The 21,422-nt window shown below is 51.5% G+C and carries 25 protein-coding genes and 1 pseudogene; 11 read left to right on the top strand and 15 right to left on the bottom strand.

Translation table 11 applies throughout. The features are described from left to right. Positions 1–2: 2 nt before the first annotated feature. A complete protein-coding gene (locus IB214_RS11135; RefSeq protein ID WP_115258352.1) occupies positions 3–1,235 on the top strand; it encodes a sensor domain-containing diguanylate cyclase in 1,233 nt (410 codons plus the stop codon). An 11-nt stretch (positions 1,236–1,246) separates the two neighbouring features. Here the strand turns inward: IB214_RS11135 and smrA are convergent. Beyond that, positions 1,247–1,758 (bottom strand): annotated as a pseudogene (gene smrA / locus IB214_RS11130) (DNA endonuclease SmrA). A gap of 224 nt (positions 1,759–1,982) precedes the next feature. Here smrA and ogt point away from each other — a divergent pair. The 4 genes from ogt (at position 1,983) to uspE (ending at position 5,601) form a co-directional block, all read left to right on the top strand. Further along, complete coding sequence (gene ogt, locus IB214_RS11125; protein WP_117342871.1) at positions 1,983–2,498, top strand: methylated-DNA--[protein]-cysteine S-methyltransferase; 516 nt, start codon at positions 1,983–1,985, stop codon at positions 2,496–2,498. A gap of 194 nt (positions 2,499–2,692) precedes the next feature. Next, entirely contained in the window at positions 2,693–3,445 is a 753-nt protein-coding gene (gene fnr / locus IB214_RS11120; protein ID WP_135911931.1) for a fumarate/nitrate reduction transcriptional regulator Fnr, read from the top strand. A 190-nt stretch (positions 3,446–3,635) separates the two neighbouring features. Continuing rightward, positions 3,636–4,451, top strand: a complete 816-nt coding sequence (locus IB214_RS11115) for an APH(3')-I family aminoglycoside O-phosphotransferase (protein WP_117342872.1) — start codon at positions 3,636–3,638, stop codon at positions 4,449–4,451. Positions 4,452–4,653: 202 nt separating this feature from the next. After that, on the top strand, positions 4,654–5,601 hold the full coding sequence (gene uspE, locus IB214_RS11110; protein ID WP_096756907.1) for a universal stress protein UspE: 948 nt from the start codon (positions 4,654–4,656) through the stop codon (positions 5,599–5,601). Between the two features lie 48 nt (positions 5,602–5,649). On the opposite strand, the gene IB214_RS11105 is transcribed toward uspE, so the two are convergent. Next, positions 5,650–5,910, bottom strand: a complete 261-nt coding sequence (locus IB214_RS11105) for a DUF2534 family protein (RefSeq protein ID WP_096756906.1) — start codon at positions 5,908–5,910, stop codon at positions 5,650–5,652. Positions 5,911–6,159: 249 nt separating this feature from the next. Between IB214_RS11105 and IB214_RS11100 the strand changes: the two genes are divergently transcribed. Next, positions 6,160–7,197, top strand: a complete 1,038-nt coding sequence (locus IB214_RS11100; protein ID WP_117342873.1) for a mechanosensitive ion channel family protein — start codon at positions 6,160–6,162, stop codon at positions 7,195–7,197. Positions 7,198–7,342: 145 nt separating this feature from the next. Here the strand turns inward: IB214_RS11100 and IB214_RS11095 are convergent, their stop codons facing one another. Then, positions 7,343–7,726, bottom strand: a complete 384-nt coding sequence (locus IB214_RS11095) for a VOC family protein (RefSeq protein WP_115258347.1) — start codon at positions 7,724–7,726, stop codon at positions 7,343–7,345. A gap of 104 nt (positions 7,727–7,830) precedes the next feature. Between IB214_RS11095 and IB214_RS11090 the strand changes: the two genes are divergently transcribed. Continuing rightward, entirely contained in the window at positions 7,831–8,601 is a 771-nt protein-coding gene (locus IB214_RS11090; RefSeq protein WP_117342874.1) for a DeoR/GlpR family DNA-binding transcription regulator, read from the top strand. Positions 8,602–8,617: 16 nt separating this feature from the next. On the opposite strand, the gene IB214_RS11085 is transcribed toward IB214_RS11090, so the two are convergent. Together IB214_RS11085 and IB214_RS11080 are read right to left on the bottom strand one after the other, a co-directional pair. After that, positions 8,618–8,899 (bottom strand): Rho-binding antiterminator, encoded by a 282-nt coding sequence (locus tag IB214_RS11085; RefSeq protein WP_117342875.1) that lies wholly within the window; start codon positions 8,897–8,899, stop codon positions 8,618–8,620. A 65-nt stretch (positions 8,900–8,964) separates the two neighbouring features. Further along, positions 8,965–9,195 carry a glutaredoxin domain-containing protein gene (locus IB214_RS11080; RefSeq protein ID WP_096756901.1) on the bottom strand — a complete coding sequence of 77 codons (231 nt, stop codon included), beginning with the start codon at positions 9,193–9,195 and terminating at the stop codon, positions 8,965–8,967. Positions 9,196–9,310: 115 nt separating this feature from the next. Between IB214_RS11080 and IB214_RS11075 the strand changes: the two genes are divergently transcribed. After that, positions 9,311–9,871, top strand: a complete 561-nt coding sequence (locus tag IB214_RS11075; protein ID WP_115258344.1) for a MarR family transcriptional regulator — start codon at positions 9,311–9,313, stop codon at positions 9,869–9,871. 42 nt (positions 9,872–9,913) lie between these two features. On the opposite strand, the gene mppA is transcribed toward IB214_RS11075, so the two are convergent. Next, a complete protein-coding gene (gene mppA / locus IB214_RS11070) occupies positions 9,914–11,527 on the bottom strand; it encodes a murein tripeptide ABC transporter substrate-binding protein MppA (RefSeq protein WP_115258343.1) in 1,614 nt (537 codons plus the stop codon). A gap of 184 nt (positions 11,528–11,711) precedes the next feature. On the opposite strand from mppA, the gene mpaA reads away from it, so the two are divergent. Then, entirely contained in the window at positions 11,712–12,440 is a 729-nt protein-coding gene (gene mpaA / locus IB214_RS11065; RefSeq protein WP_115258342.1) for a murein tripeptide amidase MpaA, read from the top strand. On the opposite strand, the gene ycjG is transcribed toward mpaA, so the two are convergent. Continuing rightward, entirely contained in the window at positions 12,415–13,380 is a 966-nt protein-coding gene (ycjG, locus tag IB214_RS11060; protein ID WP_117342876.1) for an L-Ala-D/L-Glu epimerase, read from the bottom strand. The two genes, mpaA and ycjG, sit on opposite strands and share 26 nt — an antisense overlap. A gap of 114 nt (positions 13,381–13,494) precedes the next feature. Between ycjG and tpx the strand changes: the two genes are divergently transcribed. Continuing rightward, complete coding sequence (gene tpx / locus IB214_RS11055; RefSeq protein ID WP_096756896.1) at positions 13,495–14,001, top strand: thiol peroxidase; 507 nt, start codon at positions 13,495–13,497, stop codon at positions 13,999–14,001. Between the two features lie 49 nt (positions 14,002–14,050). Here tpx and tyrR read toward each other — a convergent pair whose 3' ends face one another. The 8 genes from tyrR to pspA all read right to left on the bottom strand — a co-directional run bounded on the left by tyrR (position 14,051) and on the right by pspA (position 20,269). Next, complete coding sequence (gene tyrR / locus IB214_RS11050; RefSeq protein ID WP_115258340.1) at positions 14,051–15,595, bottom strand: transcriptional regulator TyrR; 1,545 nt, start codon at positions 15,593–15,595, stop codon at positions 14,051–14,053. A 146-nt stretch (positions 15,596–15,741) separates the two neighbouring features. Next, positions 15,742–16,803: a YcjF family protein gene (locus tag IB214_RS11045; protein ID WP_096756894.1), complete on the bottom strand. Its 1,062-nt coding sequence runs from the start codon at positions 16,801–16,803 to the stop codon at positions 15,742–15,744. Next, the gene (locus IB214_RS11040) at positions 16,800–18,197 is read right to left on the bottom strand and encodes a YcjX family protein (RefSeq protein ID WP_117342942.1); all 1,398 of its coding nucleotides are present in this window, start codon (positions 18,195–18,197) and stop codon (positions 16,800–16,802) included. The genes IB214_RS11045 and IB214_RS11040 overlap by 4 nt, the downstream gene beginning before the upstream one ends. A gap of 141 nt (positions 18,198–18,338) precedes the next feature. After that, the gene (pspE, locus tag IB214_RS11035; RefSeq protein WP_115258338.1) at positions 18,339–18,656 is read right to left on the bottom strand and encodes a thiosulfate sulfurtransferase PspE; all 318 of its coding nucleotides are present in this window, start codon (positions 18,654–18,656) and stop codon (positions 18,339–18,341) included. Between the two features lie 76 nt (positions 18,657–18,732). Then, entirely contained in the window at positions 18,733–18,954 is a 222-nt protein-coding gene (pspD, locus tag IB214_RS11030) for a phage shock protein PspD (protein ID WP_096756892.1), read from the bottom strand. An 8-nt stretch (positions 18,955–18,962) separates the two neighbouring features. Next, entirely contained in the window at positions 18,963–19,322 is a 360-nt protein-coding gene (pspC, locus tag IB214_RS11025) for an envelope stress response membrane protein PspC (RefSeq protein WP_117342877.1), read from the bottom strand. Then, positions 19,322–19,546: an envelope stress response membrane protein PspB gene (gene pspB / locus IB214_RS11020; RefSeq protein ID WP_115258337.1), complete on the bottom strand. Its 225-nt coding sequence runs from the start codon at positions 19,544–19,546 to the stop codon at positions 19,322–19,324. The genes pspC and pspB overlap by 1 nt, the downstream gene beginning before the upstream one ends. Before the next feature lie 54 nt (positions 19,547–19,600). Further along, complete coding sequence (gene pspA / locus IB214_RS11015; protein WP_096756889.1) at positions 19,601–20,269, bottom strand: phage shock protein PspA; 669 nt, start codon at positions 20,267–20,269, stop codon at positions 19,601–19,603. A gap of 155 nt (positions 20,270–20,424) precedes the next feature. Between pspA and pspF the strand changes: the two genes are divergently transcribed. Continuing rightward, positions 20,425–21,414, top strand: coding sequence for a phage shock protein operon transcriptional activator (pspF, locus tag IB214_RS11010; protein WP_161959029.1), 990 nt, complete (start codon positions 20,425–20,427; stop codon positions 21,412–21,414). Positions 21,415–21,422 lie beyond the last annotated feature (8 nt).

The raw sequence follows: 21,422 nt of genomic DNA, 5'->3' as shown, positions 1-21,422 counted from the left end.
CGATGAGCACAAACGAACTGCATTCACTGGATTTATTAACCATTCCGGTCTGGCTCGTTTCGCCCTATACCGAGGACCTGGTATTCGCCAATACCGTAGCGCGGGAAATCATGCAAGCTGCGGATTTCTCACGCCTCAGGAAGGGGGTGTTTTCGACCCATGCTCAGGCCGACTTAACCCAGTATCTCAGCGACCTGAAAAATCAGCATGACATTGTGGAAATCCTCACAGTTTGCCGGGACGGAGAGGAAATTGCCCAGGCCTGCCGTCTGTCGATCAGAGTTCTGGCTAATTGCGGTGACGTCATTCTTTTTGAAGGTATTGAAACCCCGGCGGCACAAGGGCTTAAAGCCAGTCGTTCCGCCAATTACCAACGTAAGAAACAGGGATTTTACGCGCGTTTTTTCCTGACAAACTCAGCGCCGATGCTGCTCATTGATCCGTCTCGCGATGGGCTGATTGTCGACGCCAACCTCAGTGCGCTGAATTTTTATGGTTACAGCCATGACGTGATGTGCCAGAAACATACCTGGGAAATTAACATGCTGGGGCGTCACGTCTTACCGGTGATGCATAAAATTGCGCATCTGCCTGGTGGTCATAAGCCCTTACATTTTGTCCACAAACTGGCCGACGGCAGCACTCGTCACGTGCAAACCTACGCTGGTCCCATCGAGATTTACGGTAATAAACTGATGCTGTGCATTATTCACGATATTACCGAGCAAAAACGCCTTGAGCAGGAACTGGAACGGGCTGCACTGCGTGACGCCTTAACCGGATTATTCAATCGCAGGCATTTTTATCACATCACTGAAGCTGAACAAACGCACGCTATGCCGCTGACGCAGGACTATAGCTTGTTACTGATCGACACCGATCGTTTTAAAAGCATTAACGATCTCTTCGGTCATTTGAAGGGCGATGAGGTGCTTTGCGCGCTGGCCCGCACGCTGGAAGCCTGCGCGCGTAAAGACGATCTGGTCTTTCGTTGGGGAGGTGAAGAATTTTTGCTGCTCCTGCCACGTACATCTCTCGATGTTGCACTTAATCTGGCAGAAACCCTACGTGCGACGGTTGCCCGTGTCAGCCTGCCGGGCCTTCCCCGCTTTACCGTCAGCATCGGCGTGGCACGACACGAAGCGAATGAAAGCATTGATGAATTGTTCAAACGCGTGGACGACGCGTTATACAAAGCCAAGAACGAAGGCAGAAACCGGGTGCTGGCAGCCTGAGAGCGCAGCCGTTAACGACTGCGTTTTGCATGGCGCTCCCAGTTTTCCTGTTTGGCCTGCGCCGTTTTGCGAAGTGCAACATAACATGCCCCGCTACCACCATGGTGCGGCAGTGCACTGCAGTACGCCTGCACGTCGTCAAACTCCGTCAACCAACGCGCCACGTAGCTGCGCACGATATTGGCATGGGAATTATCGTCTCGTCCCTTGCCATGAATAATGAGGACGTTGCGCAGCCCCTCCTGTAGGGCCTGATGGATAAAACTGAATAACATCTGACGACATGTTTCGACCGGCTGACGCAAAAGATTGAGACTCGCCTGCTGGGGATACTTTCCGCTCCTCAGCTTATCGGTAACGCCCTGCTGTAACCCGTCGAGAGAAAATTATCCAACTGCAGCGTATCAATACGCGCTGGCGCACGAGGATTGCGCGAAGGCTGCCAGTGGATATCAGTACAGCCTTTCAGAGGTTCAACATCCCCCATAGCGTCCAGAAACAATGATGCGTCATCAGGGTTCATGTTTCATCCTCCAGCATTTTGCGACGGTCATTATCATAACTGCGCACTATTATACCGACAACTATACCGACAACGGTTTACAGCTATTTCCAATAATCAGGCGATTCTACTCGGTGGTTTAAGTCGTGGATCTTAGGGGGTATAGCTGTGAATATCCTTGGCGTGATAAGGTGTAAGGCCGCCAGATGAAACGGGTATTGTCCCGCCGGTATTGAGAGAAACGGATGCTTAATTTACTTGAAGACACCATTGCAACACCGCTAGGTCCACTGTGGGTGATTTGCGATGAACAATTTCGCCTGCGCGCCGTCGAATGGGATCAGCACAGCGATCGTATGGAACAGCTGCTGGATATTCATTATCGCGCTGAAGGCTACCAGCGCATGGCCGCAAAAAACCCCGGGGGGTTAAGCGATAAGTTGTCTGAATATTTCGCGGGGAATCTGGGCATTATTGACACACTGGAAACGGCCACCGCAGGTACCCCGTTTCAGCGGGAAGTCTGGCAAGCACTACGCGCGATCCCCTGTGGTCAGGTGATGCACTATGGGCAACTGGCCGAACAACTGGGGCGTCCCGGTGCCGCCAGGGCCGTGGGTGCGGCAAACGGTTCTAACCCAGTCAGCATCGTTGTTCCCTGCCATCGTGTGATTGGACGCAACGGTACCATGACCGGATATGCAGGTGGCGTGCAGCGAAAAGAGTGGTTATTGCGCCATGAAGGCTATTTGCTACTCTAGAATCCAGGCAATTAATGCCTTATTCATCACACTTCTACATAAAGCAACCGCAGATAAAGTGCGGTTAATCAAACAGATACAAACATTCAACTCGCTTATGCCTGAATTATTCTCTCTTAGGGGTAGGTCAGGCTTACGTGCTCACCAAAAAGATGTTAAAATTGACAAATATCAATTACGGCTTGAGCAGACCTATGATCCCGGAAAAGCGAATTATACGGCGCATTCAGTCTGGCGGTTGTGCTATCCATTGCCAGGATTGCAGCATCAGCCAGCTTTGCATCCCGTTCACACTTAACGAGCACGAGCTTGACCAACTCGATAATATCATTGAGCGCAAAAAGCCTATCCAAAAGGGGCAGACGCTCTTTAAAGCAGGCGATGAACTTAAATCACTCTATGCTATCCGCTCCGGAACGATTAAAAGCTATACCATTACCGAACAAGGCGATGAGCAAATTACCGGTTTCCATCTGGCCGGCGATTTAGTCGGTTTTGACGCCATCGGTAGCGGTCATCATCCGAGCTTTGCACAGGCGCTGGAAACCTCAATGGTCTGTGAAATCCCATTCGAGACCCTGGACGATCTGTCCGGTAAGATGCCGAATCTGCGTCAGCAGATGATGCGTCTGATGAGCGGCGAGATCAAAGGCGATCAGGACATGATCCTGTTGCTGTCGAAGAAGAACGCAGAAGAACGTTTAGCGGCCTTCATCTACAACTTGTCCCGTCGTTTTGCCCAACGTGGATTCTCGCCTCGCGAATTCCGCCTGACCATGACTCGCGGAGATATTGGTAACTATCTCGGCCTCACGGTAGAAACCATCAGTCGTCTGCTGGGTCGATTCCAGAAAAGCGGCATGCTGGCGGTGAAAGGCAAATATATCACTATCGAGAATAGCGACGCGCTGGCTGTTCTTGCTGGCCATTCACGCAACGTAGCGTAATCGTTCTGCAAGCACCGCTATTACCCTTCTGTCACATCGCTAAATGTTCCCAATTTAACGATCTGGCAGAAGGTTCTCTTCTGCTCTAATCATCATTCATCGACTCTTTTCCGCTTTGCCCGTCTGGTATACGTTTTCTGCTTACAACAAATGCATCCGCTATGAGTCAGTCACAATACAAAGGAATGTTATGAATTATATTCAAAGGGAAAAGCAGTGCTCAGCTCTGCAATTACATACAAGTCTGGACGCTGACCTGAAGGGCTATCAATGGGCGCGTGATCATGTCGGTCAATCTGGCGCAGCCATTTATCGATTGTATAGTAAAGCTGGTGCGCCGGAATTGTACCTGAAGCAAGGTAGAGGGACCGTTGCCGACGATATTACAGATGAAATGATCCGACTTAACTGGCTGAAGGCTTATTTACCACTTCCGGCTATCAAGCATTTTACCCGCACAGGGGATGAAGCGCTGCTACTCACAACAGCGATACCCGGCAAGACTGCGTTCCAGATGTTAGAAGAATACCCTGCTGCACAGAATAGTATTGTTGATGCACTTGCTGTATTCCTGCAGCGGTTACACCAGATCCCTGTAAGCCACTGTCCTTTTAACAGCGATCATTTGTTTCGGCTCGCATTGGCGCAAACACGAATGAATAGCGGTCTGGTTGATGCTGATGATTTTGATGATGAGCGCAAGGGGTGGTCTGTGGAACAAGTCTGGAATGAGATGCAGTCCCTTTTACCCTTCTCGCTCGACTCCGTGGTGACGCACGGAGACTTCTCACTGGATAACCTTATTATTAGCCAGGGTGAAGTGGTGGGTTGTATTGATGTTGGTCGCGTTGGTATCGCCGATCGATACCAGGATCTTGCCATTCTCTGGAACTGTCTCGGTGATTTTTCACCGTCTTTACAGAATAGACTTTTTCATACATATGGCATCGCAACCCCTGATCTGAAAAAGTTGCAGTTTCATTTGATGCTCGATGAGTTTTTTTAAATTGACGAGAAATCTCAACCCGTTCTGGCATCAAAGGGTTACAACGGCTAAGAACAGTTGCTCTCATTTCGTGGGATACGGACAAAAAACCGGGATTCTCCCGATTTATTGATCTGGCAGGAGGTTCTCCCCTGTTTCAATCCACATTATTGGGTTACTCTTTTAATGACAAACTGCGGTGACAGTTGTAAGGAGACCCTGTATGGCTATGTATCAAAACATGCTGGTGGTCATCGATCCGAACCAGGACGATCAACCTGCATTACGGCGAGCTGTTTATTTGCATCAACGGATTGGTGGCAAAATTAAAGCCTTTTTGCCGATCTATGACTTTTCCTATGAGATGACTACCCTGTTGTCGCCCGATGAGCGGACGGCAATGCGTCAAGGCGTTATCAGTCAGCGAACGGCATGGATACGCGAGCAAGCGAAATACTATATTGATGCAGGTATTCCTCTTGATATTAAAGTGGTCTGGCACAACCGTCCCTTCGAAGCCATCATCCAGGAAGTCATCAGTGCTAAGCATGACCTGGTTCTTAAAATGGCGCACCAGCACGACCGCCTGGAGGCGGTGATTTTCACCCCAACCGACTGGCATTTATTACGTAAATGCCCAAGTCCGGTGTGGATGGTCAAAGACCAACCATGGCCGGAAGGCGGGAAGGCGCTGGTTGCCGTCAACCTGGCCAGCGAAGAAGCGTATCACAACGCGCTTAACGAAAAGCTGGTCAAAGAAACGCTGATGCTCGCAGATCAGGTTAACCATACCGAAGTACATTTGGTGGGGGCTTACCCTGTTACCCCAATCAACATCGCCATTGAACTGCCTGAGTTTGACCCTAGCGTTTATAACGACGCGATTCGCGGACAGCACCTGCTGGCCATGAAGGCATTGCGTCAGAAATTCAGCATCGATGAGAAAGTCACGCACGTTGAAAAAGGATTGCCTGAAGAGGTCATTCCTGATTTGGCAGAGCATTTACAGGCGGGTATCGTAGTACTGGGTACCGTGGGGCGCACCGGCATTTCTGCCGCATTCCTTGGCAATACGGCGGAACAGGTCATCGACCATCTACGCTGCGATCTGCTGGTCATTAAGCCCGATCAGTATCAGACGCCGGTTGAACTGGACGACGAAGACGATTGATCACGCAGCAACCTGCCGGATGACGATGTCATCCGGCATCATAAGCGCTTAGTGCTTATCCTCGCCGCCAAGGAAATAGATCCCAAGCGGGATTGCCAGCAGAATAGTAAACACCATACTGTAGACGCCAATCATTGCCGATTGGATGGCATACATGGAAGCCGTCCAGTCAGACAGCGGGATATTGTACTGTTCAATCACCCCACCTATAGTGGCACGCGTCACCACCGATGCGGCGATGATAAACACCCCAAGCAGACACAACAGAAATTTTCTTCCCTTAGCTGTCTTCAGCTTAGCCATGATCATAGTCTCGTCCTTTTCTTGTGCAGATGAAAATATTGTCACTTTGCAATAACAATACCATGACATCAACTCACTGTCTGCTACATAAACTGCCTACGGGGTTGACACCCGCGCTATTCAACTGAAAATAGCGCTAATTGTATTATTTCTATCTCCTCATGATGAATGATATGACAGCCTGTTACAGGTAAAATACCTGAGGTTCAGGATGTCAGATGATATTTTGCTAACACGGAGTAGCCAGGGAGAATCATGATCGCTAAATTGTTTATGAATAATGCCTTTAATCTGACGGTCATTCTCAGTTGCTGTGCAGCATTAGTGCTGATGAGCGTCTGGTTTCATCGTAGTGAAAAACACTGCAAAGGATTTATATTCCACGCGGCGCAGTTTTTCGTCTATGCCATTATTATCGGTACGTTTGGCAGCATCGCCAATAACGTTATCGACAGCTATAAACTGACATTTGTCTCGCCCAGCGTGGTCGATTTTCTTTGTACCTCGTTGATTGCATTGATTTTAACCACAAAGCTCTTTCTGGTGATTAACCAGTTTGAAAAAACGCAGATCAACAAAGGCCGGGACATTACCAGTGCGCGGATCCTGTCGCGTATTATTAAGATTACGATCGTCGTCGCCATCGTTTTACTGTATGGCGAGCATTTTGGTATGAGCCTGTCTGGCCTGTTAACCTTCGGCGGTATCGGTGGTATTGCTGTCGGTATGGCGGGGAAAGATATTCTGAGCAATTTCTTCTCAGGTATCATGCTGTATTTTGACAGACCGTTCAGCATCGGTGACTGGATCCGCTCCCCGGACAGAAACATCGAAGGTACGGTGACCGAAATTGGCTGGCGGATGACCAAAATAAACACCTTCGATCATCGTCCCCTGTATGTGCCCAATTCGATTTTCTCATCAATTAGCGTAGAAAACCCGGGCAGGATGAGCAATCGACGGATAAAAACGGTGATCGGGTTGCGGTATGAGGATGCCGATAAAATAAGCACGATTGTCGATGCGATCAGACAAATGCTGCAAAATCACCCTGGAATTGACCAGAAGCAGACCCTACTGGTCTACTTTAATGAGTTTGCCGATTCGTCGCTGAATATTATGGTTTACTGCTTCACCAAGACAACCGTGTGGCAGGAGTGGCTTGCCGTACAGCAAGATGTTTATTTGAAAATTATCACCCTGGTCCAGGAAAACGGCGCTGACTTTGCTTTCCCCAGCCAGACGCTGTATATGGACAATCCTCAGCCTCAGCCTCAGGCTTCTGCTCATTAAAAGGCATAAGGCGCGGAACCCCGCGTCTTATTAGTCTATCAATCAGGGAAGTTGGTTGTATTCTTCGTCGGCCACGGGTTCCAGGCATTCGTTCGAGGCGCCTGGAGCCGGGATTTCCACCGCGATATGCGCAAACCAACTCGCGTTATGCAACAATCTCAATTAAATTGCCGTCGGGATCGTGAATGACCGCTTCGTAATAGCCATCTCCAGTGGTACGCGGACCGGAGACGAGGATCCCCTGCTGTTTGGCGCGCATTGATATTGAGTCGACGTTCTCTACCCCACCAACAGAGATCGCCAGATGTACCCACCCGGTGGTGTTATTGTCGGGCACCACCTGGCTCAGGCTGGGTTTAGTCATTAACTCAATCGCAATACTCTCGCCAATTTTGACAAAATAGGATTCAAACCCGGGATTAGTTTTACTGGCGTATTTTTCGTTAATCTCACCGCCAAAAAAGGTGACCCAGAAACGGGCCTGCCGCTCGAGATCCTGTGTCCACAGCGCCATATGTGCAATCTTCATCACCTGCCTCTCTCAAACACGCCCATTAAGGGACATTGACAATATCAGTCATAATGCACGATCATGATTATTATTGCTCGATGTTTATTTTATCAGGAGTTTTGATGCTCGATTATGCTGCATTCCCGGAACAACGTCAGTCGCTGATTTATCAAATCCTGCAGGAAAACGGTAGGGTTGTCTGTTCCGAGCTTGCCGGTCGACTCGGCGTGTCAGAACACACAATTCGTCGGGATTTGCATGAGCTAAGTAAAGAAGGTGTCTGCAAAAAAGTGTACGGTGGCGCCGTCATTTCTTTGCCGGAATCTGAAGATATGTCGGTGAGGAAAACGAAAAATACGGCGAAAAAGAGTAGCCTCGCGCAACGCTGTGCCCGACTGGTCAAATCCGGCAGCTGTATCTTTATTGATAGCGGAACCACCAATCTGGCGATGGCTGAAGCGTTACCCGCCGAGCTTGCTTTGACCGTCGTGACTAATTCTCCGGAAATTGCCACCGCTCTGCTCAAGAAACCGTTGTACGATGTCATAATCCTCGGTGGCCCGATACAGCGCTCATCCGGTGGAAGTGTAGGCACCACCGCGATAACCCAGGTGCAGGGCATTTTGTTTGACCAGGGATTTATTGGCGGCTGCGCAATGGCACCGGAATCCGGTTTAACCGGATTTGACTATGCCGACTGTGAGTTCAAGAGAGCGGTGATTAAGCAGTGCAATGAAACCATTGTCGCGCTGACGGCAGATAAGATCCCCGCAGTGGCCCGATATGTGGTCGCTCAGAGCAGCGAAATCGATGTGATGGTGGTAGAGGAAAACATAAGCAAACAGTATGGCACCGCTTTTCAGGCGCACGACATCCGGATTTATACCGTGTAACGCTCTCTCAGTGACGTCAACGAGTCACAGAGGCAAATAGCACAGTGCTAAATTTCGCCCCTGCCGTTAACGCGGTGATGGCTGACAGGTAATCCAGACGAATGTTTTGCGGACTTTCCTGCCTTTCAACCACCAAATACTCCTCTTTACCTGCCGTTGTTCGTGTCGTCACGGCTCTGGCATCAAAGACTGTGCCGTCGGTGAGCGCAATACGCAGCATATAGCGGTATAAGCAGGCGATCTCCAGATAATCATGAAGGTCGCAATCAACAGGGTGATACTTTTCTGTGGAATACATAACGCCCCCTGAGCATTTAATCGGATGTTCGGGAAATTGCCCATGCAACGCCCCGAACGCTTGTGTTATTTCAAGGCTTCGATAGGTGCGCCGAAGTTGATATGCAGCACATTGCCATCGATGACCAACGCCGGAACAGACTTCACGCCAGCCAACTCAGCCTCTGCCACCCGAGCAGGCTGTTCTCCCAGGTGAATGACATCAACCTCCACATCAGGGGACAGATGTTGTAGCAGCGTTTGTTCTGCGGATACGCACACCGGGCAACCAGCATGATAAAACCGGGCTTTGCTCATAATATCTCTCCTGTGAATTATAGTATCGATTCGATACTATAATTTATACTACGATAGATTTAGACTTTGTCAATATAGTTTTTAGTCGATACTATATGTCGAGGAGGATTTTGTTATGCACGATATGTCACTTTTCGACGTTATGGACAGGCTTTCTAGCCTGATGCGGATGTGGTTTCGCCAGCATCCATTACTGTCGGAGCTGCAACCAGTACAGCTCAGCGCGTTAATGTATCTGGCGCGCTGCAACCGCTATTCCAATACGCCGCTCGGCGTGACGGATTACCTCGGTCTCACCAAAGGTACGGTATCCCAGTCGCTTAAGCTTCTGGAAACCAAAGGGTTGATCGTGCGCAAGCAGGATGATCGCGATAAACGCAGCGTTCATCTGCAGTTAACTGAGTCAGCCAACACCTTACTGGATGCGCTGCTTCCCCCCACATTTTTAGTGGCAGGCGAATCGGCAATGGGTGAACGCGCGACTCAGCTAAAAGAACTGTTGTTCGAACTACTAAGAGAAATTCAGCGGACCCACAATGTGCCAGGCTTTGGTCTGTGCCATAGCTGTCGGTTTCACCAAAAAATAAAGGGTCAGGGATTTTGTAATCTGACGAAAGAGGTGTTGAGTGAAGATGATTCAATGCTGATTTGCCGGGAGCACCAGCCCCCGGAATAACAGGAAAAGGCTGGCACGAAAATTCCCCAGCCGATAACAGATTTAATGCTTCTCAATATACATGCTGCGGCTGTATGCCACATCTTCAGGGTTGGTAATCGGATACCCCTTCAGCCATGGCTTAATTAAACGACCATTGGTGTACTGATAAATCGGAGCAATTGGCGCCTGCTCCATCAGTATTTTTTCTGCCGCATTATAGTCCGCATTACGGGCTTTTTCGGTGCTTTCCATCGTGGCCTGGGTCAACACTTTATCGTACGCGGGATTATTAAACCGCGAAATATTGCCTGTGTGAGTCGAGGTTAATAACGACAGGAAGGTAGACGGCTCATTGTAATCCCCCACCCAGGAAGCGCGGATAACATCGAAATTACCAGTATTACGACTGTCGATGTAGGTTTTCCACTCCTGGTTTTGCAACTTCACATCAACGCCCAAGTTTTTTTTCCACATTGACGCGACGGCGATGGCAATCTTCTGATGGTTTTCTGACGTATTATACAACAGCGTCAGATTTAGCGGTTTTTGTGGTCCATAGCCTGCCGCACGCAGCAGCGTCTTCGCCTGCGCGTTCAGCTCTTCCTGACTCATTTGCTCAAACGGTGAAGGTTCAGGCGTAAATCCCGCCGTGACATCCGGGGTAAAATGCCAGGCCGGTTTTTCGCCGGTTCCGAGGACTTTTTCCGCCATCAGACGACGATCGATAGTCATGCTGAGCGCCAGACGCACGCGTGAATCAGCCGTCGGGCCTTTCTGGGTGTTAAACGCATAATAATAGGTGCCGAGCTGCGGCGGGGTATAAACCTGTCCCGGAATATCCTTCAGTAGTTTCTGATACATGTTTTTCGGGAAGGATTCCGTAATATCAATATCGCCAGCCAGATAACGTTTTGTTGCCGCAGATTCCTGGTTAATCGGCAGGAAGGTGACTTTTTGCAGCACGGTATTGGCGTTATCCCAATAATGCGTATTCGGTACCACCACTAATTTTTCGTTAACCACTCGGTCTTTTAATACATACGCGCCGTTACCGATTAAATGACCCGGCCTCGTCCACTCTTTACCGCTTTCAACATTGGCTTTCTGTACCGGATAAAACGCAAAGTTAGCCGTTAAATTTGCAAACCATGGCAGCGGTTTATCCAGCTGAATTCTTAAGGTGCGGGCATCTACCGCGCTAACGCCCAGCGTATCGGGAGTGGCTTTACCATCGATAATCGACTGCGCATTATTGATCCCGGCTAGCGCCGCAAACCAGGCAAACGGAGACAGTGTTTTCGGATCAACCAGACGCTGCCAGCTGTAAACAAAATCTTGTGCCGTTACCGGCGTACCGTCGGCCCATTTGGCATTATCACGCAGCGTAAACGTCCAGACACGGTTATCGTTACTCTTCCACTGGGTGGCAACGCCAGGCACAATTTCGCCCTTTTCGTTTTGGTTAACCAGCCCTTCAAATAAATCACGAATGACCTGAATTTCTGGTAACCCCACAGCCTTGGCCGGATCGAGCGAGGCCGGTTCATCTTTGATATGACGCACCAGTTCTTGTTTCTCTGCCAGTACCGTACCGCTGGGTACATCCGCAGCCCAGGACAAGGAAATGCTGCTAACCAACAGCGCACAACAGGTTACTGGAACAGAATGCCGCATAAGATACCCTCAAATCTGGCCATTAAGTGAATGTGTAATTATTTGTATCGCCAGCAGGAAATGCAATTAACTTCGGACAAGAAAGTGATATTACACCTGAAAAGATAAGTGTGTGAAAACGATTTGATTATCCATACATTTTGCACAACACTGCGAATAACAATTTATGCATTCAGAGATGACTATGACCGTTACCCGTCCCCGTGCCGAGCGCGGCGCATTTCCGCCAGGAACCGAACATTACGGACGTTCACTCTTAGGTGCCCCGTTAATTTGGTTTCCCGCGCCGGCAGCCGATCGTGATAGTGGACTCATTCTGGCGGGTACCCACGGTGACGAAAACGCATCAATTGTCACGCTGTCCTGCGCCTTGCGTACGCTTACCCCTTCCCTGCGCCGTCACCACGTGGTACTGGCGGTAAACCCTGACGGGTGTCAGCTCGGCCTGCGCGCCAATGCTAACGGGGTTGATCTCAATCGTAATTTCCCGGCAGCAAACTGGAAAGCAGGTGAAACTGTCTACCGCTGGAATAGCAGTGCAGAACAACGTGATGTCGTGCTGTTGACGGGGGATCATCCGGGCTCCGAACCGGAAACCCAGGCGCTGTGTCAGTTGATTCACCGCATTCATCCCGCCTGGGTGGTCTCATTTCACGACCCGCTGGCATGCATTGAGGATCCGAGGCACAGCGAACTGGGCGAGTGGCTGGCTCGAGGGTTTGAACTCCCCCTCGTCACCAGCGTGGGTTATGAAACACCGGGTTCTTTCGGCAGTTGGTGTGCCGATCTGAACTTGCACTGCATTACCGCAGAGTTCCCGCCCATCTCTTCAGATGAAGCCAGCGAAAAATACCTGCTGGCGATGTCCAATTTGCTGCGCTGGCACCCTAAAGATGGAGTTGCCCGGTCGTAAAATGCAGGGCGGGCTGCACATCGTTCGCAAGCCAGGTCGGGCCGTCGAGATCGGCAAAGCAGACCTGCGGCGTAAGCGGCAAAGCGGCATTGATCGCGCGCGATGTGCACAGCATGCATCCCAGCATCAATGCAAACCCCTGTTCTCGGGCTTCGGTCGCCAGCGCCAGTGCTTCCGTCAGGCCACCGGTTTTATCCAGCTTAATGTTCACCATCTCATAGCGTCCGTGTAGCGCTTTCAGGCTACTGCGGGTATGGCAGCTTTCATCCGCGCAGATGGGCAGCGGATGCACAAAATTCTCCAGCGCAGCATCATCCTGAGCAGGCAGCGGCTGTTCCAGCATGGCAACACCTAAGTCAGCCAGCAGCTGACAGCGTGCAGCCAGACCTTCGGCACGCCAGGACTCATTGGCATCAACAATCAACGTCGCATCAGGAACAGCCGAACGAATAGCGACCATACGTTCGCTGATTAAGCGCGCATCCAGTTTGACTTTCAGCAGCGTCGCTCCGTTCTCCCACAGTGCGGCAGCGCTTGCCGCCATCTGTTCCGGCGTGCCGATCACCACCGTCTGAGCCGTCGTTACCGTTGCATCGAGTTCGACACCGACCTGCTCCACCAGGGTTTGCTGCTGTTGCCGGGCACTTAAATCCCAAAGCGCGCAGTCGACAGCATTACGTGCGGCACCGGCAGGCAGTAGCTTTTGTAAATCTTCGCGCGTCAGTCCGTTTTCCAGCTGTGGGGCGATACCCATAATTTGCGCCAGTACCGAGGCATCGCTCTCGCCATAGCGAGGATAAGGCGTACACTCGCCGATCCCCTTCACGCCGTTTTCTTCCAGTTCGACCACCACCACGTGCGCTTCGGTCCTGCTGCCACGGGCAATTACAAACGGGGTGTGTAACGGCCAGGCTTCCTCATATACCTTCACTGTTCTCATTTGTTTTCCTTATGCAGTCCCGGAAGTGGATATCCGCAAATAGCGTTTGCCGTGTTAACTGTTGATGGCATAAACTAACCTCGACGTTAACTATATGTAAACAGGAAGATAACCATGTCACAAACCGTTCATTTCCAGGGCAACCCGGTTGCCGTTGCCGGCTCCATTCCTCAGGCAGGTAGCAAAGCGCAGGCTTTTACCCTTGTGGCTAAAGACCTGTCTGACGTTACGCTGGGCCAGTTTGCCGGCAAGCGCAAAGTGCTGAATATTTTCCCAAGCATCGATACCGGCGTCTGTGCGGCATCGGTACGTAAGTTTAACCAACTGGCGACAGAAATCGACAATACTGTCGTACTGTGTATTTCAGCCGACCTGCCATTCGCCCATTCTCGCTTTTGTGGCGCGGAAGGTCTGAGCAACGTGATCACTCTGTCCACCCTGCGTAACGCGGAATTCCTGAAAAACTACGGCGTTGAAATCGCCGAAGGCCCACTGAAGGGCCTGGCCGCGCGTGCCGTGGTGGTTATCGACGAGAATGACAACGTCATTTTCAGCCAGCTGGTGAATGAAATCACCAACGAGCCAGACTATGCTGCCGCTCTGGACGTACTGAAAGCCTAAGTCGCCCTAAAGCAAAAAGCCTCCATTCAGAGGCTTTTTCATCTACGTATTACTCTTCGCTTTTTTTCTGCTGACTCAGACCGTATTCACGTAACTTATTGGCGATTGCCGTATGCGAAACACCAAGTCGTTTGGCCAGTTTGCGCGTACTGGGATAATTCATATACAGCTGCGTCAGGACAGAGCGCTCGAAGCGGCTGGTAATTTCATCCAGCGACCCTTCCATCACCTCTTCCCCCACAGCTACCGTCGCCGCATCATAATCCGGTAATAAGATATCCTGTGGCCGCAGTTCGTACCCTTCAAGCTGGGTTAATGCCCGGTAGATAGCATTTTTCAACTGGCGCACGTTACCCGGCCAACCGTAGCGGGTTAACACCGTACTGAGATCGGCGGACAGTTTCGGGCGCGGCACGCCCTGTTCGTCGGCAAAACGCGCCACAAACAGCTCGGTGAGCGGCATAATGTCTTGCGGACAATCGCGCAACGGCGGCAGGTTGAGCGTCAGTACATTCAGACGATAATAGAGATCTTCGCGGAACAAACCTTTCTGTACCAGCTCCACCAGATTTTTTTGCGTGGCGCAAATCACACGGACATCAACGTGAACCTCATGATCTTCGCCGACGCGGCGGAAGGTCCCGTCATTAAGAAAACGCAGCAATTTGGTCTGCATGCTCGGCGACATTTCGCCAATTTCATCCAACAGTACTGAACCACCGTTAGCCTGCTCAAAGAAACCTTTTTTACCTTCCCCCGCATGACCAAACAGCTCGCTTTCTACCGCATCTTCAGGGATCGACGCACAATTCAGCGCCAGATAAGGTTTCGCCGCTCGCGGGCTTGCCAGATGGCAGGCATGGGCAAACAGATCTTTCCCCGTCCCGGTATTGCCGGTAATCAGCAGCGGCGCACTCAGCATGGCCAGTTTACGCGCCTGTTCTACCACGTGTTTCATTTTGGCGCTGACAGCAATAATCTGGCTAAAGGCGCTCAGGTCCTGGGTGGTCATGTTTTGCAACTGACGCCCCATGCGGATGGTGGAACGCAGCATCACCACCGCGCCGGTTAACATCTGTTCCTGATTTTCGCCCTGCAAATGGACAGGGGTTATTTCCATCAGGAAATTCTGTCCATTAATGACGACATGCTCGCTGTGGGAATCCTGCGGATTGCTCTCCAGCCAGCGCTGGAAGTTAAAGCCATTGATGAGTTGCGCCGCCGTGTGGTTGCGCATACGATCCTGAGTGTGGGCAAAAAGCTGGCAGCTCGCCGGGTTCGCCATCTCCACTTTGCTTTTCATGTCCAGTGAAAGGACCGGTTCAGGCAGCGCCTCAAGCAGCGCGCTCAGCGCCAGGTGTTCGCGTTCAGAAGGCATCCAGGGCACGGTGCGCACATCCGTAACACCGGCAATACGGCGGATTTCAGCCATCAGGCTGCTGAAGTTGGTGAACTCCAGTTCCGCAAAATTAAGGTAGATTCGCCCGATGGGGTCGATCTCGATACCGCGTAAGTCAATGCCTCGAAGCACCAGTAAATCGAGTAATTCGCGGGTCAGACCAAGTCGGTCTTCACAAAACACTTCCAGACGCATGGGAACCTTCACCTAAACAAGGGATCATGTGATAGATGATAAGCCAGTATTTCGTTAGCAGGAAGGACTCTGTCAACAAATATTGACAGCACGCTGGAAAATTAGGCGCCGGGGCGTAAAGTTATACGATCGGCGCCCATTTTTACTCAGCTTTCACGCGCAGGTTTATTCTTTTGTACGGTCTCTTTGACCTGAGTGATCAGCTGGCGACGGAAATCACCGAGACGCGGTTTATCATCGTCAATCCACGGCAGCGGACGACACAGTTCCATCGCTTTAATCCCCAGACGCGCCGTTAACAACCCGGCGCCAATGCCCTGGGCAGCACGCGTGGATAAACGTGCAGCCAGATCCTGCGACATCCAGTCCATACCGACTTCACGAACCAGTTCACTGGCCCCGGCAAAGGCAATATTCAGCAGCACCAGGCGGAACAGGCGCAAGCGGCTGTAATAGCCCAGTTCGATGCCGTATAGCGTCGCAATACGGTTAATCAATCGCAGATTTCGCCAGGCGATAAATGCCATGTCCACCAGCGCCAGCGGGCTGACCGCGATCATCAACGTAGATTCTGCCGCTGAGCGGCTGATTTCACGTCGCGCCTGCGCATCCAGCACAGGCTGCACCAGATGAGCATACAGACTCACCACTTCACGATCGTTTTGCGTTTCGTGTATAGAGGCATACCAGCGCTGTAGCGCCGGATGAGACTGGTCGATACCCGCCTGCTGTGCCAGCTTTTCACAAAACGCGCGCCCTTTGCCGGCGCCATGGCTATGCAACAAATCCCGCGCTTCATCACGCTCGTGCGCGCGCTGGCGTAAACGCCACAGCCGACGCCACTCCGTTGCCACCGAACCGACACCGGCGCCAACGATCAGCGCCCCGGCGACACACCCGCCCAGCGCAACCCAGTCCTGCGTTTGCCAGGCATTCATCGTCCACTGCACACCCTGTGCGACCACGCTGACGCCAAACAATGCCAGTCCGCTCATCACCATTTTGCGCCACAGGCTACGCTTAGGACGTAAAGCAGCATCAATGACCGCTTCAGCTTGTCCTTCATCTGCCAGCGGCTCGTCAAGTTGAGCCGGAGAAAAAGTCTGCGCTTGCGTATCGTCGAACATCTGCTGCGCTTTAAAGGCCGGACGTTGATCAACGTCCAGCGGTCCTGAGAAATCGATACGCGGTTTTAACGGCTCGCTCATCGCAATTTATCTCCTATTAAAAACTCCAGCGCGGCATCAAGACGAATGTGCGGTAAGGGCTTATCCACATCCATGACCTGCGGACGAAACGCTTCAAACTGAAAGCCCTGACTGTCCCAAAACGCCTGACCCGGTAAGCGTGCTGGCACCTCTCCCGGATAGACGGTTAGCGGCGCGCCGTCGCTCAGGCGGTTCCCCCGCAGTGCCGGGATCTTCTCGCCTTTCACATCGATCAATCCGCTGGTAGTGGCCTGTACCGACGCCAGCCCCAGACAATCCATGCTGATGCCTTCAAAGGCGGCATTTTGCCAGGCGTCCTGGATCAGTTGCTGCAGTAGCGACACCATGTTGGCATGCTGATCGACCGTCACGTGGTCGGCTTTGGTAGCGGCAAACAGTAACTTGTCGATCACCGGTGAGAACAACCGCCGGAACAATGTACGCTGACCATAATGGAAGCTTTGCATCAATTGCGTGAGCGCCAGACGCATATCGTTAAACGCCTGTGGTCCGCTATTGAGCGGTTGCAGGCAGTCAACCAGCACAATCTGACGGTCAAAGCGCAGGAAGTGATTCTTATAAAACCCCTTCACCACTTTCTCGCAGTAGTAATTGAATCGATCGCGCAGCATGCCAGCGTTGGTGTTTTTATCAGCCTGCGCCAGTTTCGATTCGCCATACGCGTCAACATCCGGCCACGGGAAAAACTGCAGCGCGGGTGCGCCCGCCATATCGCCCGGCAGAACAAAGCGCCCCGGCTGAATAAAATGCAGGCCCTGCTGCTTACACTGATGCAAATAATCCGTCCAGGCGGCGGCAATCTCCGCCAGACGATTTTCATCGGCGGGCGCTAAGGGATCTAACCCCTGACTTAACTGCCGCCATTTTGCCGACCATTCTGCCCGCTGGCCCTGCAATAATCCGGTCATTTGCCGCGACCAGCTCAGGTAATCCTGTGCCAGCATCGGCAAATCAAGCAGCCATTCGCCCGGATAATCGACGATCTCCAGATATAACGTGGAGGTGTCTTTAAAGTGGCGCAGCAATGAGTCATTGGACTTATAACGCAGCGCCAGACGAATCTCACTCACGCCGCGCGTCGGTGTCGGCCAAGTCGGCGGAGCACCGTACAGCTGGGCCAGCCCTTCATCATAGGTAAAGCGCGGAATGCCAAAGTCGCGTTGTGGAACCCGTTTAACGCCGAGCAGACGCTCTTCGCGCACCGCGCTGAGCAGCGGCAGACGAGCGCCGGCATGAATATTGAGTAATTGGTTCACCATCGCGGTGATAAACGCGGTCTTACCACTGCGGCTAAGCCCGGTGACAGCCAGACGCAGATGCCTGTCCACGCCGCGATTCACCAGCGAATTGAGTTCATTTTTGAGTCGCTTCATCGCCATCCCGTTATGCTGAAGGAACCGTAGAAAATATAACAAACTGGAACTAAAGATAGGGGTAATTCTTATTTATCAACTACCTGAGGTCTAGCAGGCGACAAAAAATAATGCCGCCCGAAATAGATGTACATTGTGCGATTATTTGTTTTCTACTTTCGGAAGATCAATGCTTTTGATCCCCCCTTCATTTGTGACCTGCGTGTATCCCATCTCGGTAAGCATATCTTTCGCCTGTCCCGATTGCCGCCCGGAGTTGCAGTACAGTTTCACGGTGTCGGTCTTATCCGGAACCTCGGACGCGATGTGCGCTTTGAGATCTTTTAAGGGAATGTTGACGGCTCCCTGAACATGCTCCTGCTGGTATTGCTCAGGTACGCGGACATCAATCCAATGTTCCGCGGCAAAAACCGGCATACCGATGAGCAACGCTAGCGCGAATACCCCTTTTCTCAACATAGTATCGTCCTGTTAAATGACCTAATTTCATCTAACACTATATAACTGATCTTAAGAAAATATTGCGAGCGCACTATCACTGACCATAACGGCGGGATATTTTTTTGGCGACCTTGTTCAATAAAGGTTCAAGCATCAAAACCAGCAACATTTTTAGCGGGCGACGGGCGACGGATTTTACCGCCCACCCGGCGACGCCCGCCGGGCCGTAGCGAAGTGCCGTAAACAGAACCAGCTTACCTGCTAATTTAACGCCAGGCTTTACCCTCTGCCCGGCACGTTGCCAGCGATTGTTCATCTCATTTCTCACAGTTGACGGAAGCGGCTACGCAATGTGAAGGTATCTGACGTCACATAACGCTCCATATCCCGCAAACGATTTTCACTGGCCGCGAGTTGGCGGTCGACGGCATCCAACAGTTCCCCGCTGGACGGTTGCTGTTCACCGGTTGCGACATTGTCCGGCATTGGGTCCAGCACAAAAGTCAGTACGATATAGGCCACCAGGGTGAAAAAAGCCAGGCCGAAGAAAATCGACAGTACTACCAGAATCCGTACAAGCTTCACCGGCACGTCGAGATACTGCGCGATACCTGCGCAGACCCCCTTCACCATGCCCTGCTGCGGAATACGCCACAACTTTTTGTTCAGGTTAACGCCTCCCATTAGCGGTCCCTCCAGTTAGGATGTTCAGCATCCAGAATGTCTTCCAGCGTCTGAATACGCTCACGCATGCGCTGCGCTTCAGCGTTCAGCTCCACTAAACGCTGCTGTTCGTTCTGCGACAATTCGCCACGACTGGAACGGTTGCTGTAATGCAGCCATAACCAAATCGGTAAAACAAACAGCACAAAGATGGTTAACGGGATGGCCAGAAATAGCGCGCTCATGAGTACTCCTTACAGGTGATGAGCGGCGGCGCGTTCGGGCGCCGCCAGATATTATTATTGCTTGTCTTGCTGCATTTTGGCTTTCAGTTGCGCCAACTGCTCGCTAATTTCATCATCCGCTTTCAGGTCGGCGAATTGCTGATCCAGCGATTTTTGCTTACCAAAGTTATGGCTTTCAGCTTCAGCTTCCATATGGTCGATACGACGCTCAAAAGACTCAAAGCGCGCCATGGCTTCATCGAGCTTACCGCTGTCCAGTTGACGACGAACATCACGTGAAGAACTGGCGGCCTGATGACGCAGGGTCAATGCCTGCTGACGAGCACGGGTTTCACTGAGTTTATTTTCCAGCTCGCCAATCTCTTTTTTCATGCGTGACAGCGTGTCATCAACCAGCGTCACTTCATGTTCCAGCGAGGCGATCAGATCGGTAAGCTTCTGCTTTTCAATTAAGGCAGAGCGCGCCAAATCTTCTTTCTCTTTACGCAGCGCCAGTTCTGCTTTTTCCTGCCACTCAACCTGTTGCGCGGTGGCCTGTTCAATACGGCGGGATAGCTGTTTCTTTTCCGCCAGCGCACGTGCCGAGTTCGAACGCACCTCAACCAACGTGTCTTCCATTTCCTGAATCATTAACCGCACCAGCTTCTGCGGATCTTCAGCCTTTTCCAGCAACGCATTGATGTTGGCGTTCACGATGTCGGCAAAACGAGAAAAAATACCCATAATGTAATCCTCACTGATAGTTCTGATATCGGGCGATGCCCTGCTGCTGGATTAATGCAGATTGCGTGCCAACTTTATAACTATTTGATTATAAAAATAATAGTTAATTTTACCTGATAGCGAAATTAGGGTACATTGGTGAATAACACTAACAAATAGTGAATTTCATCATGACCGGATACAAAGACAACGTCCTCGGCGAAGCCAACAGTTTCATCGAGGTGCTTGAGCAAGTTTCTCAGTTGGCACCGCTGGATAAACCGGTACTGGTGATCGGTGAGCGCGGCACGGGCAAAGAGTTGATCGCTAACCGCCTGCATTACCTCTCTTCGCGCTGGCAAGGGCCGTTTATTTCGCTGAACTGTGCGGCGCTCAATGAAAACTTACTCGATTCAGAACTGTTCGGTCACGAAGCCGGCGCCTTTACCGGCGCACAAAAACGTCATCCCGGACGCTTTGAACGCGCTGATGGCGGGACGCTGTTTCTTGATGAACTGGCCACCGCCCCGATGCTGGTACAGGAAAAACTGCTACGGGTGATTGAATACGGGGAACTCGAACGTGTTGGCGGCAGCCAACCGCTGCAGGTTAACGTGCGCCTGGTCTGCGCCACCAACGCCGATTTACCGCGGATGGTTAATGAAGGGACGTTTCGCGCGGACCTGCTCGACAGGCTGGCCTTCGATGTGGTGCAACTTCCCCCGTTGCGGGAGCGTCAAAGCGACATCATGCTAATGGCCGAGCACTTTGCCATTCAAATGTGCCGGGAAATTGGCTTACCACTGTTTCCAGGCTTTAGCGCACAGGCCAGGGATACTCTGCTGCACTACCGTTGGCCGGGCAATATTCGTGAGCTGAAAAACGTCGTCGAGCGCTCTGTTTACCGCCACGGCACCAGCGAATTTCCACTGGATGAAGTCGTGATTGACCCTTTCAAACGCCACACCGTACAACCTTCGGAGCAGGAAACTCACTCCGCGCCGGTGACACTGCCGCTGGATCTACGTGAATTCCAGCAGCAACAAGAAAAAGCATTTCTGCAAACCAGCTTGCAGCAGGCAAAGTTTAATCAGAAAAAGGCGGCAGAATTACTCGGGCTGACCTACCACCAGCTGCGGGCATTGCTCAAAAAACATCAGATTTAGCGGTTCCT

It is taken from the genome of Citrobacter sp. C1, from assembly GCF_014596895.2.
Lineage (GTDB): Bacteria > Pseudomonadota > Gammaproteobacteria > Enterobacterales > Enterobacteriaceae > Citrobacter > Citrobacter gillenii.
Note: the sequence above shows the minus strand (reverse complement) of the source record. Positions and strands in the feature narration are given on the sequence as shown.

Coding starts and splice junctions, on each gene's coding strand:
- IB214_RS11135 (WP_115258352.1), top strand. CDS start 3: ATGAGCACAAACGAACTGCATTCACTGGATTTATTAACCATTCCGGTC.
- ogt (WP_117342871.1), top strand. CDS start 1,983: ATGCTTAATTTACTTGAAGACACCATTGCAACACCGCTAGGTCCACTG.
- fnr (WP_135911931.1), top strand. CDS start 2,693: ATGATCCCGGAAAAGCGAATTATACGGCGCATTCAGTCTGGCGGTTGT.
- IB214_RS11115 (WP_117342872.1), top strand. CDS start 3,636: ATGAATTATATTCAAAGGGAAAAGCAGTGCTCAGCTCTGCAATTACAT.
- uspE (WP_096756907.1), top strand. CDS start 4,654: ATGGCTATGTATCAAAACATGCTGGTGGTCATCGATCCGAACCAGGAC.
- IB214_RS11105 (WP_096756906.1), bottom strand. CDS start 5,910: ATGATCATGGCTAAGCTGAAGACAGCTAAGGGAAGAAAATTTCTGTTG.
- IB214_RS11100 (WP_117342873.1), top strand. CDS start 6,160: ATGATCGCTAAATTGTTTATGAATAATGCCTTTAATCTGACGGTCATT.
- IB214_RS11095 (WP_115258347.1), bottom strand. CDS start 7,726: ATGAAGATTGCACATATGGCGCTGTGGACACAGGATCTCGAGCGGCAG.
- IB214_RS11090 (WP_117342874.1), top strand. CDS start 7,831: ATGCTCGATTATGCTGCATTCCCGGAACAACGTCAGTCGCTGATTTAT.
- IB214_RS11085 (WP_117342875.1), bottom strand. CDS start 8,899: ATGTATTCCACAGAAAAGTATCACCCTGTTGATTGCGACCTTCATGAT.
- IB214_RS11080 (WP_096756901.1), bottom strand. CDS start 9,195: ATGAGCAAAGCCCGGTTTTATCATGCTGGTTGCCCGGTGTGCGTATCC.
- IB214_RS11075 (WP_115258344.1), top strand. CDS start 9,311: ATGCACGATATGTCACTTTTCGACGTTATGGACAGGCTTTCTAGCCTG.
- mppA (WP_115258343.1), bottom strand. CDS start 11,527: ATGCGGCATTCTGTTCCAGTAACCTGTTGTGCGCTGTTGGTTAGCAGC.
- mpaA (WP_115258342.1), top strand. CDS start 11,712: ATGACCGTTACCCGTCCCCGTGCCGAGCGCGGCGCATTTCCGCCAGGA.
- ycjG (WP_117342876.1), bottom strand. CDS start 13,380: ATGAGAACAGTGAAGGTATATGAGGAAGCCTGGCCGTTACACACCCCG.
- tpx (WP_096756896.1), top strand. CDS start 13,495: ATGTCACAAACCGTTCATTTCCAGGGCAACCCGGTTGCCGTTGCCGGC.
- tyrR (WP_115258340.1), bottom strand. CDS start 15,595: ATGCGTCTGGAAGTGTTTTGTGAAGACCGACTTGGTCTGACCCGCGAA.
- IB214_RS11045 (WP_096756894.1), bottom strand. CDS start 16,803: ATGAGCGAGCCGTTAAAACCGCGTATCGATTTCTCAGGACCGCTGGAC.
- IB214_RS11040 (WP_117342942.1), bottom strand. CDS start 18,197: ATGAAGCGACTCAAAAATGAACTCAATTCGCTGGTGAATCGCGGCGTG.
- pspE (WP_115258338.1), bottom strand. CDS start 18,656: ATGTTGAGAAAAGGGGTATTCGCGCTAGCGTTGCTCATCGGTATGCCG.
- pspD (WP_096756892.1), bottom strand. CDS start 18,954: ATGAACAATCGCTGGCAACGTGCCGGGCAGAGGGTAAAGCCTGGCGTT.
- pspC (WP_117342877.1), bottom strand. CDS start 19,322: ATGGGAGGCGTTAACCTGAACAAAAAGTTGTGGCGTATTCCGCAGCAG.
- pspB (WP_115258337.1), bottom strand. CDS start 19,546: ATGAGCGCGCTATTTCTGGCCATCCCGTTAACCATCTTTGTGCTGTTT.
- pspA (WP_096756889.1), bottom strand. CDS start 20,269: ATGGGTATTTTTTCTCGTTTTGCCGACATCGTGAACGCCAACATCAAT.